At 59.5% G+C, this 16,794-nt stretch carries 14 protein-coding genes and 1 pseudogene; 8 read left to right on the top strand and 7 right to left on the bottom strand.

All coding sequences use genetic code 11. The annotated features are described in order from the left end of the window. Window positions 1–9: 9 nt before the first annotated feature. Complete coding sequence (locus ELE36_RS02635; protein WP_129831614.1) at window positions 10–867, bottom strand: hypothetical protein; 858 nt, start codon at window positions 865–867, stop codon at window positions 10–12. Between the two features lie 965 nt (window positions 868–1,832). On the opposite strand from ELE36_RS02635, the gene ELE36_RS02630 reads away from it, so the two are divergent. After that, a protein-coding gene (locus ELE36_RS02630) for an IS3 family transposase (protein WP_165371432.1) occupies window positions 1,833–2,980 on the top strand; the annotation gives its coding sequence in 2 pieces (ribosomal slippage) (window positions 1,833–2,103 and window positions 2,103–2,980; 1,149 coding nt in all). A gap of 35 nt (window positions 2,981–3,015) precedes the next feature. Here ELE36_RS02630 and ELE36_RS02625 read toward each other — a convergent pair. After that, window positions 3,016–3,744, bottom strand: coding sequence for a hypothetical protein (locus tag ELE36_RS02625; protein WP_129831613.1), 729 nt, complete (start codon window positions 3,742–3,744; stop codon window positions 3,016–3,018). A gap of 319 nt (window positions 3,745–4,063) precedes the next feature. Here ELE36_RS02625 and ELE36_RS02620 point away from each other — a divergent pair, with 319 nt between their 5' ends. The 5 genes from ELE36_RS02620 (at window position 4,064) to ELE36_RS02600 (ending at window position 9,668) form a co-directional block, all read left to right on the top strand. Then, window positions 4,064–4,864 carry a hypothetical protein gene (locus ELE36_RS02620; protein WP_129831612.1) on the top strand — a complete coding sequence of 267 codons (801 nt, stop codon included), beginning with the start codon at window positions 4,064–4,066 and terminating at the stop codon, window positions 4,862–4,864. Between the two features lie 223 nt (window positions 4,865–5,087). Then, window positions 5,088–6,653 (top strand): IS21 family transposase, encoded by a 1,566-nt coding sequence (gene istA, locus ELE36_RS02615; protein WP_129831611.1) that lies wholly within the window; start codon window positions 5,088–5,090, stop codon window positions 6,651–6,653. 193 nt (window positions 6,654–6,846) lie between these two features. Further along, window positions 6,847–7,377 (top strand): hypothetical protein, encoded by a 531-nt coding sequence (locus ELE36_RS02610; protein ID WP_129831610.1) that lies wholly within the window; start codon window positions 6,847–6,849, stop codon window positions 7,375–7,377. After that, entirely contained in the window at window positions 7,364–8,176 is an 813-nt protein-coding gene (istB, locus tag ELE36_RS02605) for an IS21-like element helper ATPase IstB (protein ID WP_165371442.1), read from the top strand. Before ELE36_RS02610 ends, istB begins: the two co-directional genes overlap by 14 nt. A 652-nt stretch (window positions 8,177–8,828) precedes the next feature. Beyond that, window positions 8,829–9,668 (top strand): hypothetical protein, encoded by an 840-nt coding sequence (locus ELE36_RS02600; RefSeq protein WP_129831608.1) that lies wholly within the window; start codon window positions 8,829–8,831, stop codon window positions 9,666–9,668. A 231-nt stretch (window positions 9,669–9,899) separates the two neighbouring features. Here the strand turns inward: ELE36_RS02600 and ELE36_RS02595 are convergent, their stop codons facing one another. The 3 genes and pseudogenes from ELE36_RS02595 to ELE36_RS02590 all read right to left on the bottom strand — a co-directional run bounded on the left by ELE36_RS02595 (window position 9,900) and on the right by ELE36_RS02590 (window position 12,064). Continuing rightward, window positions 9,900–11,447 (bottom strand): hypothetical protein, encoded by a 1,548-nt coding sequence (locus tag ELE36_RS02595; RefSeq protein WP_242512338.1) that lies wholly within the window; start codon window positions 11,445–11,447, stop codon window positions 9,900–9,902. 3 nt (window positions 11,448–11,450) lie between these two features. Next, window positions 11,451–11,522, bottom strand: a pseudogene (locus ELE36_RS21125) (SEC-C metal-binding domain-containing protein); the annotation flags it as partial. A 236-nt stretch (window positions 11,523–11,758) separates the two neighbouring features. Beyond that, the gene (locus ELE36_RS02590) at window positions 11,759–12,064 is read right to left on the bottom strand and encodes a helix-turn-helix domain-containing protein (protein WP_129831606.1); all 306 of its coding nucleotides are present in this window, start codon (window positions 12,062–12,064) and stop codon (window positions 11,759–11,761) included. Between the two features lie 135 nt (window positions 12,065–12,199). Here ELE36_RS02590 and ELE36_RS02585 point away from each other — a divergent pair, with 135 nt between their 5' ends. Together ELE36_RS02585 and ELE36_RS02580 are read left to right on the top strand one after the other, a co-directional pair. Beyond that, window positions 12,200–12,835: a hypothetical protein gene (locus ELE36_RS02585; RefSeq protein WP_129831605.1), complete on the top strand. Its 636-nt coding sequence runs from the start codon at window positions 12,200–12,202 to the stop codon at window positions 12,833–12,835. A 14-nt stretch (window positions 12,836–12,849) separates the two neighbouring features. Continuing rightward, window positions 12,850–14,007 (top strand): Kelch repeat-containing protein, encoded by a 1,158-nt coding sequence (locus ELE36_RS02580; protein ID WP_129831604.1) that lies wholly within the window; start codon window positions 12,850–12,852, stop codon window positions 14,005–14,007. 34 nt (window positions 14,008–14,041) lie between these two features. Here ELE36_RS02580 and ELE36_RS02575 read toward each other — a convergent pair whose 3' ends face one another. Then, window positions 14,042–15,751, bottom strand: a complete 1,710-nt coding sequence (locus tag ELE36_RS02575) for a MobA/MobL family protein (protein WP_165371441.1) — start codon at window positions 15,749–15,751, stop codon at window positions 14,042–14,044. A 149-nt stretch (window positions 15,752–15,900) separates the two neighbouring features. Further along, a complete protein-coding gene (locus ELE36_RS02570; RefSeq protein ID WP_129831602.1) occupies window positions 15,901–16,770 on the bottom strand; it encodes a WYL domain-containing protein in 870 nt (289 codons plus the stop codon). Window positions 16,771–16,794: the final 24 nt, after the last annotated feature.

Genomic DNA, 16,794 nt, shown 5'->3' with positions numbered 1-16,794 from the left:
AACATTCGTTCAGCTGAGCACGGCATTGATCTTCGGATTCGTCTTGATCATTGCGCCCGCGGGAAGCGGCAGCGCCTGTAACGCCTCCAAAGGAAGCGTGGCGAGCGCCGCCAGAATCCATTGCCGCTGAATGTCCTCCACCCTATGGTCTCGCTTGTTATCCGAAGGCACCGGTTCTTGCGGAACCGTCGGATCCGAGGGTGTCGAAAACACCATACTCAAATCGATCTTGTTCCGATGACACCACTCATCGACCACCTTGGCGACTTTGGCCGAACGGAATCGATTCCAGCGGATGCGCTTGGATTGATTGATCTGCTCCAGCGCGACCGGAAAATCCAGATGCCACTGATGCGAATCAAGTGCTTTTGTGAGGGCATCGCTATCGAGTTTTTCGTGTTCAAGGAACTCAGTCGCCCAGACTTTCTGGATGGATTCGCTGAGCAACTCGATTTCGACCCACTCATCTACCGGGCTGGGCGCACCCTGCAACCCCATGCGAACCAAGCCGGACAACCGATTCAAGAACCGTTGGCCTGGGGGCGCCGAAAAGACAAAAGCACCCCAGACCGGCTTGCGAAGTGGATTGTAGCCTGTGGAAATGACGGGGGGTGGGGCCAGGTCGCTGCGCAACGTCACCGCAAGCGCCTGTTGATCGGTTTTGGTTAAAACAATCTTCTGACGACCTTCAAGATAATCGAGGTAACGCAGGAAGCGGGTATAACCATATGAGCGGAAGGAAGAGTCCGGTGCGGAGCGGCGCAGTTGCTCTCCGAGCGCAGCAGCCGTCATAACAGGATTTTGACTCGTCACGTTTGACGAGATGAGCTGAACCGTGAGGTCGCTGTATTGTTCGAGCGAGAGCATCATCTGATTTATCCCTTGGCAGTGCCCCTTAGGCCAAGTGGCCTATGGGGCGAAATCTGATATCTGCGCAGGGACTAGACTTTGTCGGGGCTTAAAAAGCTAGGCATCTATTTGGATCAGCGTAATAGTCGCCTGCAGCGACCCGCGAACCAAATCCCGATCGTCTCGGACTGTAAGGTCTCTCTTCCGGTCTCGCCTTGCGGCGCACCTTTTCCACCAGATTGGCAGTGAAGGGAGGTCAACAGCTACGATATGGTGGCCCAAGGCGTCGGTCTTGTCAATCACTACACCCCTCGGCGCTGGGAAAGAGATTTTCCCGCGCCCACGCGCCCGCTTATGATGATTGCTTGATTCGCAAATCAGGATGAGGTGGTCAATGATGCCAGCGACATGTGAACCAGCGACGGGTTCGAAATCTGAACTAATCGTTCTGCGATTGGGAGACCAAGGTCTATCCGTTTAAGGGAACTGCGTGCAGGAAATCAAGCGCTCATCCAGGGAACCGTTCGACGCCATAGCTTGCCACGAATGTGCCCGGACTCCCAGTTGGGCATCGATTCTTAGCATCCGAGTCAGTTGCCCATCGCTCACAGCTCTTATGCCGAACCAAACCGGACAGAGTTGGTTGCAGAGCCAGTATTACGCACGCTCTCCTCTCTTCATGCGTCGCTTAATATCCTTCAGTCGACAACGTAATGAGCGCGTCCTTGCGCTCGTCGAGCCTACCCCGTTATCCGACGATCTTGCGCTCAAGCATCTGGAGCGGGCGGGACGTAGGGGCCGTCAGGGGCGGATTCTCCGCTCCAAGTATCGAGGGTGATCGGGTAAGGGAGTTGCTCCAAAGCATCTACCAAGGGTCCCAAAGGCACTCCAGTCTCCCGATGGGAGAGGAGATGCAAGATGTACTGGTCTAATTCTAACGGACACCTCGATAGGGGATCATTCCCCCAACGAGGACAAACGATATGAACCGATCCGCCCGTCGCAGCTTTGATGCAGCCTTCAAACTGCAAGTAGTTCAAATGATTCGAGACCAAGGCCTGAGCGTGGCCCAGGTCTGCCGCGACATGAACCTGGTCGACAGCGCCGTGCGCCGCTGGCGGGAGCAATACGCCGCCGAGCAGGCTGGCGGTGCTGGCCTGGGCAAACCGCTGACGGCTGAACAGCAACGTATTCGCCAGTTGGAGATCGAGAATCGGCGATTGCGCGAGGACAACGACTTGCTAAAAAAAGCGTCGGCCTTCTTTGCCCGGGAACTGAAGTGATCTACCGCACGATCACTCACTGGCAACCGGAGGCCGGCATCACCCGCTTATGCCGTTTGTTCCAGGTCAGCCGTTCGGGCTTCTATGCCGCCCGCCAGCGTGCGCAGACGGCCCCCGTCCTCTGCTCGACCAGTGTGCATCTGAAGTCCGCGTTCCATGCCAGCGGCGGCAACTATGGTAGTCGGCGACTGTGTGCGGCCTTGCGTACCCAAGGCCTGACGCTCGGGCGTCATCGCGTGCGCCGTCTGATGAAGCGTCACGGGCTGCGCACGCACTGGAAACGTCAGTTCGTGGCCACCACGAACAGCGCGCATGCCTTGCCGATCGCCGGCAATGTGCTGCAGCGCCAATTCAACCCCGTCGCCACCGACCGCGCGTGGGTGGCGGACATCACCTACATCCGCACGCGCCGTGGCTGGCTCTATCTGGCCGCCGTGCTGGATCTGTTCTCGCGCAAGATCGTGGGCTGGGCCATGGCGCCGACCCTGCCGGCCGAACTGGTGTGTGCGGCGCTGCAAATGGCCATCGCGGCGCGCCAACCCAAGCCTGGCCTGATCATGCATTCCGACCGCGGCAGCCAATACGCCAGCGCACTTCATCGTCAGTTGCTGGCCGATCACGGACTACTCAGCAGCATGAGTCGCAAGGGCAACTGCTGGGATAACGCGGTCATGGAACGCTTCTTCCTGAACCTGAAAATGGAGCGCGTCTGGCAGCGCGATTACGCCAACGCGTCCGAAGCGATCAACGACATCACCAACTACATCGTCAACTTCTACAACGCCACTCGGCTGCACTCCACACTCGGCTATCGCTCGCCCAACGAGTACGAACGAGCCGCAGCCTGAACTGCCCTAGCGGGGTGTCCGAAATTAGTTGACCACTACAAGATCGTTCGAATCTCATGGGTTTCACCTGGGTTGTGAATGCCTGCCCACTGAGGCGTCCGGACATCGTAGCCAGAGGCTTGGGCCCAATCCATTCTGGAAGTGTCTTCGCGCATCAGCCGGCCCTCATAAGGCTCGTCAACCACCAGGTACCGTAGGGTGACGGGATCTATCCAAATGCTTTCGTGATCCATGTAGGGAATGAGATCTCGTCGGTTACCGCCGGGGTATGCCATCTTCACCCTATTGGATGGAACCATTCCGGTCGCATCCATGAACGCCAAAGTGCGAGCAGCGACGCATATGGCTTCTTGCGCCGCTTTTTGAGGAAGCTCGCGCAACGATAGCCTTAAATGATTGGGTTTCGGGCGCAAAAATCCCATCAGGCCGCGGCAATAGGTAGTTTGGTAGCGAGTGACGATGGCAGCAAGCGGCTTTGAAAGGCTTACCTTGAGGGTTTCTCGCCCCCTCGCGCCAGTGCGCTTATCGAACCAATACGCGGTCACATAGGTCATGTGTTGGGGTTGCGCCGGGTGAAGAGGACTGGCCGGCACCACGTTTGACGACGACGCATTTAATGCGTGCCGATAACTTTGAAATCCGGCTTGCCTAGCAACCATGTCGAGGGCCGTAGCGTGCTTCATGGGCTGTCGGCGTCTAAGCTGTTGGGCGGCGTGCTTGATGCCCTTAAGGCTGGTCGGATGGCGTGGTGTTATGGTGTTCATATGTAACTCTCCTGAATAGAAAGAAATTGGTATGACTTAACATCGCCCGCTACCGTCGTCATCCCAAGTCTTTGACTTCAAGGAAAACTACATATCACCTAACTTCAGTGCTGCGGAGCAGCTTTGCCACGGCGGGCGGGAGGCATCTGAGACACCAAGGCCATTATACCATGGAGCGACCGATATAATGCGTCATGCGTGCACGGTAAAAGCGCGCATCATCTTTTCTTTTAAGTAGAATCACCGTTAAAAGGCAATGATGAATACAATGAGAGGGTGTCTCGCTTAGCCGTATCGCCAGGAAGCAAAGAAACAACCCATGCCATCCAAAAGCACAGCAGAAGCACACCAAGCCGCCGCAGCCCAAACGCTGCGCGGGGCAACACCTGAAGCTGTTGCGCGCCGCCAGGCGATGATCCGGGATCTGGCCGGCCCCGATCCGGACAGCCGAAAGAAAGAAGACCCCACCCTGATCGCCCAGCGCGAGGCCATCCGCAAAGCCAAGCTGGATGAACTCCGCAAGGCGATCGGGGATTTGGACGCGATCAGCGTGCCGCAAGCCGTCGTTTGGTTACGCGTCTCCGATAGCACCTTCCGCCACGCTGCCGTCGACGCCAAAACCGTGAAGGGAGTTTTAGTCACAGACCGCCCCGTCTATGGTCCCAAGACCAAGCGGCACGGCGGGACGCGCGCTGAAGATTCTTACCACCGTGTTGCGCTGGAAACCTGGTGGAACAAAAAGCGGACCGCCAGCACATCGAAGGGGAAAAAGCGGCCGCCCCCGGTCGATCCGCCGCTTCCCATCTACAACGCGATCCCTGATCTGACGCAACCTAATCTTCTCGTGCTCCGCGATCGTGATGGAACAATCGTGGCGCATGCGATCCTCAACCAGTTCACGGCCTCCGAGATCACACAGCTGTTCCGCGAGGGCGGCTGGCTCGATACCTTGTCGCTCAACGACGCCGTTCGGCTCCCCTGGGTGTCCATCGCCGATCGCCAGCCATGGCTCGACATTTGGTATGGCGTCATGCACCAAGAACAGACGGGCCTAAGCGCGTTGCTCCTCGGTCGCGAGATGCCGCCCGCTCAAGAAAAGGGATCGCGAAAGCCCATGTAGTGCGCCTGCCGTGGTAGTGGGCCAAGATTGCACCCACGCCCACGCGTTGCACCTTCAGGTTTGTCAGCACATCCCTTCATCCGGCTCCGGGTGTGCGTTGCAGCACACTTTTGACGCTTGACGCATTCGAGTCCGGCCTAAGGTGAGGCGGTTTTTGAGCGTTGCATCGCAATAGCGGCGATGCAACACACCGCTGACATGTATTGGACACTAGAGGTTATCGATGCCACGAAAATACCGCTCGCGCGCCGCCACGCATTCGGATGATCACGCCGAAAAACTGGTGGGTGCTGTGCGCAAGATTTTAAGCACTGCGCTGTCCGACCGCGACATTGCCGCCGCGGTGGGCATCTCCAAGACGACGGTGCGACGATACCGTGTCATCGTGCAAGCCAAAGGCCTCACCAGCGATGACTTGAACGCGCTCGGTGTCGATGCGCTGTGTGCGACATTCAACCAGGCCAATCGCGGCTCACCCCAACGACGCAACCCGAACTACGGCGAGATCCAGAAAAAAATGTCCCGCAAGGGATCGACACTTCAACTTCTGTGGGAGCTGTATCGCGAGGAAGATTCCGCGAACGCTTTGTCCTATCCACAGTTCACCGCCAACTATCGGCTGTATGTCAAACGCCTGCCGACGGTCATGCGGCAGCAACACCGTGCGGGCGAACGCGCATTCGTGGACTATTCCGGCCAGCGCGCGTCGTTTTTTGATCCCGTTGCCAAGAAAAAGGTGGAAGTTGAAGTGTTCATTGGCGTGCTTGGCGCGTCGAACTACCTGTTTGCCACCTGCACGCGCACACAGCAGGTTCCGGATTGGATTCACGCCCATGTGGCGATGCTGGAGTTCTTTGGTCGCGTTCCACACATCATTGTGCCGGACAATCTCAAAAGTGCCGTGACCAAGACAGGTTCAGATCCTACGATCCAGCGTAACTACCGAGACTTTGCCGATCACTATGACATCGCCATCCTTCCCGCACGCCCCTACCGCCCACGCGACAAGGCCAAGGCCGAGGTGGGCGTTCAAATCGCGCAGCGGTGGATCCTGGCGCGGTTACGTGACGAGATGTTCTATTCCCTGGAGGAGTTGAACGCCCGCATGGCCGAACTCGTCCACGATCTCAATGGCCGACCCTTCAAGAAAATGCCGGGCACACGCAAGGAGCGCTTCGACACCATCGACGCACCAGCGATGCGCCCGCTGCCTGCGCGCCGATATGTGTATGCGGAATGGGTCGGAGAACAAACCGTGCCGCAGGACTATCATGTGCTCGTGCGCGGCCATTTCTATTCGGTGCCGCATGCCCTTGTTGGAAGCAAGGTCGAGGCGCGTGTATTGCGGGATCACATCGAGCTGTTCAGCAAGCGCACACTCGTCGCACGGCATGAGCGTCAAGCCGGCGCCGGGGAGCACAGCACGCTCCCTGAGCATCAGACCGATGCGCACCGGGAATATGCAAAGCGCTCACCCGAGGCGATGATCACGTGGGCGACCCGCATTGGCCCCCACCTGCGCGATGTCGTCCGGCATCAACTCAAACGCACACAGCCTGTGTTGGGAATGCCGGCCTGTGACAGCCTGCGTCGCCTCGCGGAGGAACATGGCGACAAGGTGCTGGAAAGCGCGGCGCGGCGTGCCTTGGAAATCCGATCACCCTCGTTGACCAGCATTCGCTCAATCTTGCGCACAGGTCTGCACAAACGATCCGTACCACCGGATCCGTTTGCCATGCACGCCAATGTCCGTGGTGCCGACTACTACGCGGACAAGGCTTCTCCGTAAGGCGTTCGCGGTTCCACTTCATTCCATCCGACCATCGATCTTCCGGCGACGCACGACGAGCGTCTAGCTCGTCGGCAGGTCGTTTGCGTTGCACCCAGCGTTGGCATTTGCACCTTCAGGTTAAAGCCATGTCGCGCAGCTGTGGGACATCGGCACGAGCACGCACGCTCGGTGACTCGTTCGGAGACTGCAAATGACGACCAAACATCCTTTTACCTTGACCCACCCATCGCCCACAGAACAAGGACCGATGAACACCGCTCCGCCGCGTCGGTTGCAATATGTTTCTGACGACGGTACCTGTTATGTCCTCGTTGACGAACAATACCTGCCCCCATCCGTCGTTCAGTCGCTTCCGGACATGCGCTGGGCATTCGATATCGATCTGATGCCCGAGGTTCGCGCAAAAACCAAGGACGAACGGACATACGAACGCGCTCTGGTCAAGGAGACACGAGCCCTCTCCAAATCCTTACTCCCTCTTGTCGCCGAACACATGGGCGCCGCTGAGTTCGGGGATGTGTTTTTGATCCTCAGCGAGCTCACCCTTATCGGGTTGTGTTTCATCCTTCGGACAAAGGTCCAGCAACTGGCTGGCGGCGCACCGATCAGTCTTGTGCAACAGGTGAGTCCGCCCATACCCGTCTCCGATGGCCGTCGCCTTCATGCGCGCCTTGTCGCCGAGGATGCCGCTAATCGGAGAACCCGCCATGCCAACCCATGATCTCGTGAAGACCCTTCACGACCTGAAAATGCCTGCGATGGCCGCAAGCCTTCTTTCGCAGTTCGACGATCCAGCAAGCGAGGAGCGCACCTTTGAAGATCGCCTGGCGTCACTCTTAAAAGCTGAGTGTCTTCGTCGCGCTGACGAACGCGCCGAGCGTTTCTTGCGCCTGGCGAAATGTCCTGCAATGGCCGACCTTGCGTTGTGGCAAGCGAATGGGCGCACCGGTTTGAAGCGTTCGATGATCGACAGCCTGGCGAGCTGCGCGTGGGTGGACCGCACACACAATCTCCTGATCACCGGGCCCTCCGGGATTGGTAAGACATTTCTGGCGTGCGCGTTGGGGCGCGAGGCTGCAAAGAAAAATCGTTCGTTGGCATATTGGCGGTTGCCTGCATTGTTGGATGCGCTCCACACAGCCAAAGAAGCTGGTCGTCTGATCGACATGCGCGCTCGCCTGGAGCGCACGCGCCTGCTGATCCTTGATGACTGGCTGGTGGACTGTCCGTCGCAGGAGGATGTTCAGGAGTTGCGTCGGGTGATCGAAACGCGGGAAGGAAAGGCCTCGACGCTCGTGGCATCGCAATACCCGATCGACGCATGGCATCGCCGTCTGGGTGATCCGACGCTCGCGGATGGGATTCTCGACCGGTTGACGAGTGTCGCTCATCGCATTGCTCTCGCAGGAGCGTCGATGCGTCGCCGAGCGCCGGATCCGATGGCCCTGGATCAGGGTGTCGTCACGCTGTCAGAGCAACCCGCCGAACAACATCGGCGTTCTGCCCGAACTGGCCAATGAAACTGGCGAGCACTGGCCAAAAAGGGTCCGGGCGAGGGAGTGAAAGACGGCGACGTAACAATGGCTTGGGTGGCGGCCAGTCAACCAGCGCTGTGGCCAGTGCTCACCAGCGACCGCGCGCCGCTCACCAGCGCCTGCATCAAGAAAGAGAGAAGAATCACGCATCGCTTTTGAACGAAAACGGCATGGCGCCTAGTGTTCGCGTTGTTCCGGCCAGTGCTCGCCAGTTTTGGTGGCCAGTTGGGCCAGAATAGCCACTTGCGGGCGCTGGCACCGACTGGCCGCGCTGCTGGCGAGGCCTGGCCACAATACTGGTGAGCACTGGCCAAAAGGTTCTCTCGACATGCCGTCACGCCCGAGGCTCGATTTTTTGACGCTTCGCCGCAGCGCTGGTCGCCGCGTGTTCCCTACTTTGACATCCCAGCAATCTCCTCTTGGAAACGCCGGGCAATGGTGGCGACATCGGTCGAGCACGCGGCGCACCAATCGGCAGGGGAAGCCGATCCATACGAATTTGCATAACCTGATAATGTCTGTTGAAGAGGGTTGAAGGCGCGCGCTCCATTCTGGCCGCGCCATCGCGCATAGCAGACCTTTCTTGTTCCGTGTCAGTATGGCTTCATCCCCCCAGACACGGAGTGAGTCATCGATCATGAGCGCGATCTTGAACCCTGCGCTGCGCGAGTTGTCGGATATAGTCTCCGATCTTCGCCAGACTCCATTCCAGGGAGTCTCCAGCGTCGTCGAACGGTTCCTCCTGGTGCTCGATACAGCCCCGCTCGCCGGCTTCTTACAAAGCGTTCTCGCTCCGTTCGATTTCGACGCCTGGTGGGCAGCGTCCGTGACACCGCCCCTTGGCATGATCGGGTCTGGATCCCTGCGGTGGCCTACCGAGCGCGGTGCGCGTGTTGCCGCACAGATCGAGGCTTGCCGGCGCATTGCTGACAAGCGCCTCGATCTCGTGCGCCTCATTCACGACAACTTCCCGAACACCAGTCAACTCTCGCAGATCGTGGCCACCTTCGTTTCGAATATCGTCGTCCCGTTGGTGCGTGACGTGTCCCGACTTACCGAATCGCGCCCCATTCCAACATTGCTGTCCGATCAGTTTGGCCGAGTTCCGCCCAGCGGGGATGCGACGCTCGATGCGTTGATCGCTAAGGCGTGTTCCAGTTTTAGGGATCCGGCGCCCGCCACGCGTCAACAGGCGACACAAACATTATGGGACGCGTGGGAGCGTCTGAAGACCTTGGATGGCGACAAGAAAGTTTCTGCGCAAATGCTGTTAGAGAATGCCGCGCAAGAGGTCGAGTTTCGAAAGGTTCTGGAGGAAGAAGCGCGGGCTTTGACCCAGATCGGCAACCGGTTTGAGATCCGTCACTCGGAAACAACGCAAATCCCACTCGCTCGCATCGAGCATTGGGACTATTTATTCCATCGGATGTTCGCCATGATTCAACTCTTATTGGCCTGCCGCCGCCCGACCGCTTAGCCTAGGCGTCGCTGTGACTCTGCGACTTCTCGCTCCTGCGCCTGCGGCTTCCACTGCGGCTCACGGTCCACCTTGATCGCTTGGATCAGGGCGCTGTGTAAAAACCGAGATTCTTGTTCACTTAAACGCACGCCATCCACTTCAATGCGACGCCTGCTGTAGCGACGGCGCCGCGCCGCTTCGATTTGCGGATCGCCCCCCCCATTTCTCAGTTCGATTCATTTCACTCGTCTATTTTCTGCGCGGCCGCAAGCGTTGCTTCCACACGGGTTCCTGGCTGGGCCCACTCATGCGTATTGCCTGTTCAGTCGTGCGCAATGCAAAACGCTTGACCACGTTCTCTTGATCGGCACAGCGCAAGGCATCGATGTCCGGTTCTCCAGCGAGCTCTCCAAGAAGAAAATCCCGGTCCGCGTTCGCATAGCCTCCGGCAAAAAATGAATAGAGGTCAACCGGATCATTGGTGAGCGGAGACTGGTTGCGATCAATCTGTCCGAAAAAAGTCTCCGGATGCTGACGCCAAGCTTCCACTTCGGCAGCCGTCAAGTCGAACTGGAAAAATGGCGTTGTGCCATCGGCCATCTCCATCACGCACATTGCCTTGTCACCCTGGACCAGTGCTTGACGCAGAATGCCGATCCCGTCGACGCCCAGATCATAGCGATTGCCGATCAGCAGGCGGTTATGCTGGTCTATCCCCAGGATGGAGCCGTCAAAGGTCGTGGGGATCGCATCGTGTTCTTCGATCGAACGCCATAACGATTCGATTTCCGGGTTCTCTTCCCGATCGGCGATGATCTCGGGCAACGGGGCAAACTCAAACCGGTAGCTGTCCGTTTTGAAGCCTTCCAAAGCCATACCTGCCCCCTCAGGCACTTCCACCAAATAGTGGTAGTCCGGAAAGTTAGAAACGATGATATAAGCGGGCGGCAATGCGGCGGAGTTGGGTTGCTGCTCCAGCTCGCGTAGTTTGCGGATCGCCGATGGCACCCAGCCACCGGTCTGCGGATCAATCGGAGCGGTCGCCTGATGGAGTTCGACAAAGACCAATCGATCCAGCATGGTTTCCTTCTTGAGTGCGCCAGTGACAAGGTGCGTGAAGGTCAGCGACCCGTCGGATTGACGCATCTTACATTCCACCCAGAATGATCGCGCGGTGGGAGGGAAGGTGGCAGTGAACTCACCGTGCCGCTTGGAGCGATCGTTTTCCTCATCCTCCCATTGAAGAATAAAGCCCGACCGCAGCAGCATTCCGGCCACCCGAGCTTCATGTCGCGCACCGAAAAACTGTTGCGTCTGGCGCAAGCGCGACAGCAAGAGCTCGAATGCTTCTCCATCGGTTGGCCCATCCAGATGGTGGGCGATCAGATACAGATCGTAGGCTAGTCCAAAGACAGCGCGCACAGCACCGTATTCTGGCATCTCCCTCAAGCCAGAAAGTGGGTCGGGCGGGTGCTTCTTAGAGACGCCATCGAGCGCCGCCAGCGCCTTGATCAAGGGATGCTGTTCGACTGGCGCTTTGACCATTTCGGACTGACCCCAAGCCAAGCCTAGCGTGCACTTGAGGTGATCCAGGAGAAAATCCGAGAAAGCTGGCCATTTTCCATACATGACGCGGCTGCCGACCGCAACAAACCGCCACCCTTTGAGTGATTTTGAAATGATCGGCCGGCCTTTGCCCTGCTGTTTGACGCGCTGGTATTCAGCGGCAGCCGAGTTCGCCACCGATTCCTCGGCCGCTTTTGAAGTTGCGGCCTCGCTGTTCGATGAAGTCGACAACGCGCCGTGGCAGCGTTTGAACTTTCGTCCGCTGCCACAGGGGCATGGTTTATTCCTTCCAGTGTTCGCGCCCATTTCGCTCGACGATCGTGCTTTGGTCTCGATACCTCAAAGTTATCTTTGCGGCGAACCCCGAGAAAACAAGCGCCCAGCAACCACTAGGCGCTAAGGGGTTAATCCTCGTTTTGAAGAAGGATGATGATTACCGACTCCGCCGAATCCAGCTGGTCAGATCATCATGTCCAGTGTCAACCGCTACGGTCGCCGACTGCCGCGTGGGCATCCGCCGCGCACCACGCCCGTATCGCCGCTTACCGCGTTCCTTTACGGGGGGGGTTCTTAGCCGCGGCAACGGGCGCCGACATCCTCGCAATGCCTTCCTCCAGCATCCTGCTAAAGGCAACGAGGTCCGTGCCGCACGCGTGCGTGATGTCTCGGAGCTGGACAATATCGACGCGCCGGATGCCACGCTCGGCCGCGCTGACAAAGGTCTGCGTCCGCTTGATCTTAGCAGCCAGATCCATTTGCGTGATCCCGGCTTTCTCCCGAATCTCGACGAGACACCGGATCGCGACCTTGAACTCAGATCGATGTATCGACTTGCCTGTTTTGCGCATGGACCGTCTCAACGATGCTGACGGTCATGAACTTTATAGTTCGAAAACGGTTAACCGGAGTAGCGTTAACCGTTTTAGCTTTATTCACGTTATGCTTCGCACACCTTGTCGGCAACCACAACGGGAATGAGGATCATGGATCATCCAACCAGCACGACGCCGAGCGCACTCGGCGAGAATGAAAGCCGTTTCGATCAGCATCCATCCGCGGATGGCTGGACGCGCATCACTGTTCACCCCGCCACCGGCCCGCGGCCGCTGGTCGTTTTGTGGCTCTGCTTTGCGGCGGCGCCGTGGTTTTTTTGGCTTCAACTTCCCTATAGCCGCGGCATCGCACCGTTCTTTGTCTTGGTTTCAGGCATCATCCTCGCGCTGTATCTGACGCGCCTCGCAAAGCTTTCGGGATGGTCTGCCAAACGCCAGCCAGGCGGCAGCTTCGACATTGGTCCGGCGGGCATTCGCTTACGTGACGGCACGGTCATTCCCAGGGGATCAGTAACGCGCGTGCTCTACCGCAACGCATTGTCGGGCCAGGGTCCGTCCGGTGTGTTCATCGCGGCGCGCGGTGGTGCGACAGCAGCCACGGCGATGGCCGGTGCGGCTCAGCAACAGCGCGACTACCAAGCTTTTGTGCCGCTGGCCTTTTGCCTCGATGTAGAACATGGCGGTCGCTCCGTGCGCCTCGCCGGCGGCATGACGGAAGCGACGGCCCACGCGGTGTATGTCCAAGTGGCCGACCGCCTCGGCCTGAACGATCGCAGGTCTGCGTGAGCATGAGCATGGGTATGCGCCATCTGCTCGTGTGGCTTCTCCTCGCCTGCGGACTCGCGCCAGCGCATGCGGTCATCGTATCGGCACCACTCGGCACCTTTGTGCCCGCTCCGGCAATGGCCCAAGCGCTCTACAACCACACCGCGACCCTTCTCCCGACTGGTCAAGTGCTCATCACCACCGTCAACGGAGCTCAGCTTTTCGACCCTCGCGCGGGCGTGTTTCTTCCGACTGGGGCGATGGCCGCGCAGCAAGACGTCGCGACCGCAACACTGCTGCCGTCCGGAAAAGTTCTGATCGCAGGCACCAGCTTCCCACCGCCCTATGCCTCGGCAGAACTCTATGACCCCGTGCTCAACCAGTTCGGGGTGACGGGAAATATGATCACGGCGCGTTATGGCGCCTCTGCTGCGTCGCTTCCGGATGGGCGCGTCTTGATCGTCGGGGGACGACCGCCGGGCGCGAGCAGCACTCCTTTACCGAGTGCCGAACTTTACGATCCCAGCACTGGAACATTCCACGCGACCGGCATGCCTCTCTGGCCGCGCTTTGAGGCCACGATGACGGTTCTCCAAAACGGGGATGTCCTGTTGGCCGGTGGCACCGATGGGCTCGGTCATGTTTTTGCGAGCGCCGAAATCTACCGTGTGGCGACGGGGACCTTTGCCGCGACCGCATCGATGGGGTTTTACCGCGTTTATCATGCGGCCACTCTGTTGCCGGATGGCACGGTGCTGGTGAGCGGTGGATGGGGTGTGACGACGGGAGCGACGGTGGGTAATGGCACCGGCGTGGTGCTGTCGTCGGCTGAACTCTTTCATCCAAGTAGCGGAAACTTCTCGACACTGACGGCCGTCATGACGACCACCCGCGAGAACCACACAAGCACCCTTCAACATGACGGCAAGTTGCTGCTGTGTGGTGGCGAGGACGACTACGCCGGCGCGGTGCCGTATGCGGATATCTACGATCCGGTGACGCAACGATTCACACGGGTGATTGCGCATCTGATCACACCCCGCACAGCTCATCACGCGACGTTGCTGGCGGATGGGCGCAGTCTGATCACGGGGGGTGAGGTTTGGAACGCTGCCGGCGCCCAGCTCATTCCCACCGCAGCGGCGGAGCTGTTCGCGCCCGATGCTCTGTTTGCGGCGAGCTTTGAACCCTGAGCCTTGAACCCTGAACCCTGAACCCTGAATCCGTTTAGGGCCTCGGGTGCCTGCGGCGCGTCTGTGTAGACGGTGCCTCCAGATTGGCGTTGAGGGGAGGCGGTATGCGGAAGGCATTCGGCCGAGGTTTTGCTGGCTCATGGCGCCGGGTAAACACCGGGCGCGCTTTGCCTTGGATGCTGAGCGTCGCCGCCTTCGACCGCATGGCATCCCCCGGCACGGGATATCCGGCGGCGCGCCGGCTTTCGATGTGTTCCAGCTTCTCGGCTGCCGCTTGAGCTTGGCTGACATACCGGCTCATGGCCTGAGCACTCACCAACACCTGCGCCCGCCACTCGCGCCGTTCTGCCTGCCCCAGCTTGGCCCGTTGCTTCCGCCGCAAGTCCGCCCATTCTCGCCTCGTTTTTGGCTTCCAGGCCGGCGGCTGGTTTTCTTCCGCGCGTTCCGCCGCCTGCCTCTCTCGTGCCGTGGCAAACATGGCCGCACCGTGCCGCGCACGGCGGCGCTCGCCAAGTTTATGAGCTCGTGTCCGTTGGGTAGCCGCATCGATTCCCTGGCGCAGCAGCACACCGCAGCGCGGATCGGCCACGCGGTGCGCGGCGAGCGCATGAACATCGGCGCTCGGCCAGTTCCACAGGCGCGCATAGGCCACCGCCTCTGCCGCTCGCTGACCGTTCTCCTCAATCACGGATTGAAGCATGTCCATGTAGCGCTGCGAGCTGTCCCGTTCGACGCGTCGGCTGTCGCTCGCTTGGCTGGCTTGCGTGTTGAGCACATCCGCATCTCTGCCTTGAGCACGCGTGCCGCGCCCGCCCGTGGCGCTGAGTTTCTGCCGCGTTAGCTTCGAGCCCGCTGGCGTGCGCCCTGCGCGCCCCTTGGACGGCGTCGGCCGCCCCGCACGGGAGTCCGCTCCCGGGGTTGCCGCAGCGACCTCGCGTGTTCGGTCGGCCTGGGCTTGATCGGCACCGGATCGCGCCGGAGCCTCGATCCATCGGCCTCCCTGTTGCGCAGCGGCCACGAACTTCTCAAGGAGTTGCGCGTTGCTCGCATGAACCATCGCGTTCCAGCCGGAGCGTTCCAGCCGCTCACCCCGACGTGCTGCCGCCGTGCTAGCTTGCCCTTCATGGATCGTCGCCTCGCGGGTCAGCAGCGCAGCCTTGCCAAAATCCCCTTGAGCCTCCGCCTTTCTTGCTTGGACCAGCAGCCGTTGGTGATCAACACGCTCGGAGATGCCCGCGCGCTCCAGATGTTGGTTCGTCAAGGCGGCAACATGCGCGCGGACGGCTTCAATCTCCAGAGGCCCGGTCTTCTGATCCACGAGTGCGCGCACCTTGGCGCCGAATCCCGTGGCGCCCATCGATCGCGTGCTGGTCATCAGGTGGACATGGTGGTTGCGCTGGTCACCGTGTGTATCTGGGGCGTGGATCGCGGCCATGGTGGCGACCGCATAGCGGTCGACGAGTAGGTGCGAAAGATCAGCAACCAGAGCTGCCCGCTGAAACCCGTTGAGTTCCGCAGGCAACGCTATAATCCACTCGAAAGCCACCCGCGCGTTGACGCGACGCTCCGCGGCCTCGGCGTGATTCCAGAGTTTTTCTGGATCGCGTGCCCATGCGGGCGCAGCCTTTGGAACATGGATGTCCACGCTCACAATGCCGCGCTTGCGTCCATAGGTATGAAGAACGCCCGTGCGCTCATCGCGGAAGCCGGCTTGGGTGCCGGCCCGATAAGCGGCTGCGGCCACGGCAGACTGACCCTTCGCCCGGGAGAATGTCTTCAGGTTGACGTAGAAAATGGCAATAAGTGCGATCCCTCGCGGTTGCTGCCTCTACCACCTTAGAGTCTTGCCGTCGTTTGGCAAGCGGTGTCATCGCACCCGTGCGGAAGAAGGGACTAGCCCCGGTCGATCTTGGGGTTTCGCGCCAGCTCGACCTCGGCCCTGTTGAGCAAAACCACTTGCTGTCGCTCCGGTTTGAGGCCGTCGATGTCGAGACACAGATGTCTTTCAAAATACCAGGTCAGGGAAACGCGCATGGGAACATCGATCGTGCCGTTTTCCATGCCGTAATCCAGTTCGATCGCTCGCTGCTGTCCAGGCGAAAGATCAGGATGGGGCGCGAGGCGCATCGCAACGATATCGTTCCACTCGCGATCCAGAGACCCATCGATTTCAGCCGGTCGCTTGTCATCGGTGGTTAACGTGAAACGCGCCAAAACCAAATCCAGAAACGACGAATGTTTGTAGCACCAAACGCGCGCGTGCCACCGGAATCCGTCGAATGCTAGGCCATGTGGAGCGATCCATCGTTCCGTCGGCTCGGGTGTGTTCATGGACTGGTAGCAGACCCGGATCGCCTGGCGATTTTGGATGGCTCGGACGATCCGCCGCAACACATCGGGTTCCAGGCGACGCCTGACCTTGGGGATAGCCGCGTGCGATGGAACGACGCCTAACCAACTGTCTGCGGGATTGATCGCGGCGTCGGCCAGAAGCAACAACTGGCTTAAATACGTCCGCGCGTCGGGGCGCATGTAGTTCGGCTCGAAGTCCTCACCCGCCACAAACGCCTTGACCTTGCTGTCATACGCCAGATTCGCGGGGAAAAGACGATGGTAGTGAACAACATCGATCGTGGCTTGGGGCGCCGAGATACCAAACCGCTTGATCAGATCCGCTTTTTGGACCCGTCCTTCCCAGTAAAGCCGCTGTTCCAGGAACGCATAGCGTTGAACGACATTCCAGCGGAGCGGTTCAGTTTGCATAGATTTCAAGCAGTTGATGTTCGG

The sequence above is a fragment of the Pseudolysobacter antarcticus genome (genome assembly GCF_004168365.1).
In the GTDB taxonomy this organism is placed as follows: Bacteria; Pseudomonadota; Gammaproteobacteria; order Xanthomonadales; family Rhodanobacteraceae; genus Pseudolysobacter; species Pseudolysobacter antarcticus.
The sequence above is the reverse complement of the archived record's forward strand: the minus strand, read 5'-3'. Positions and strand labels throughout refer to the sequence as shown.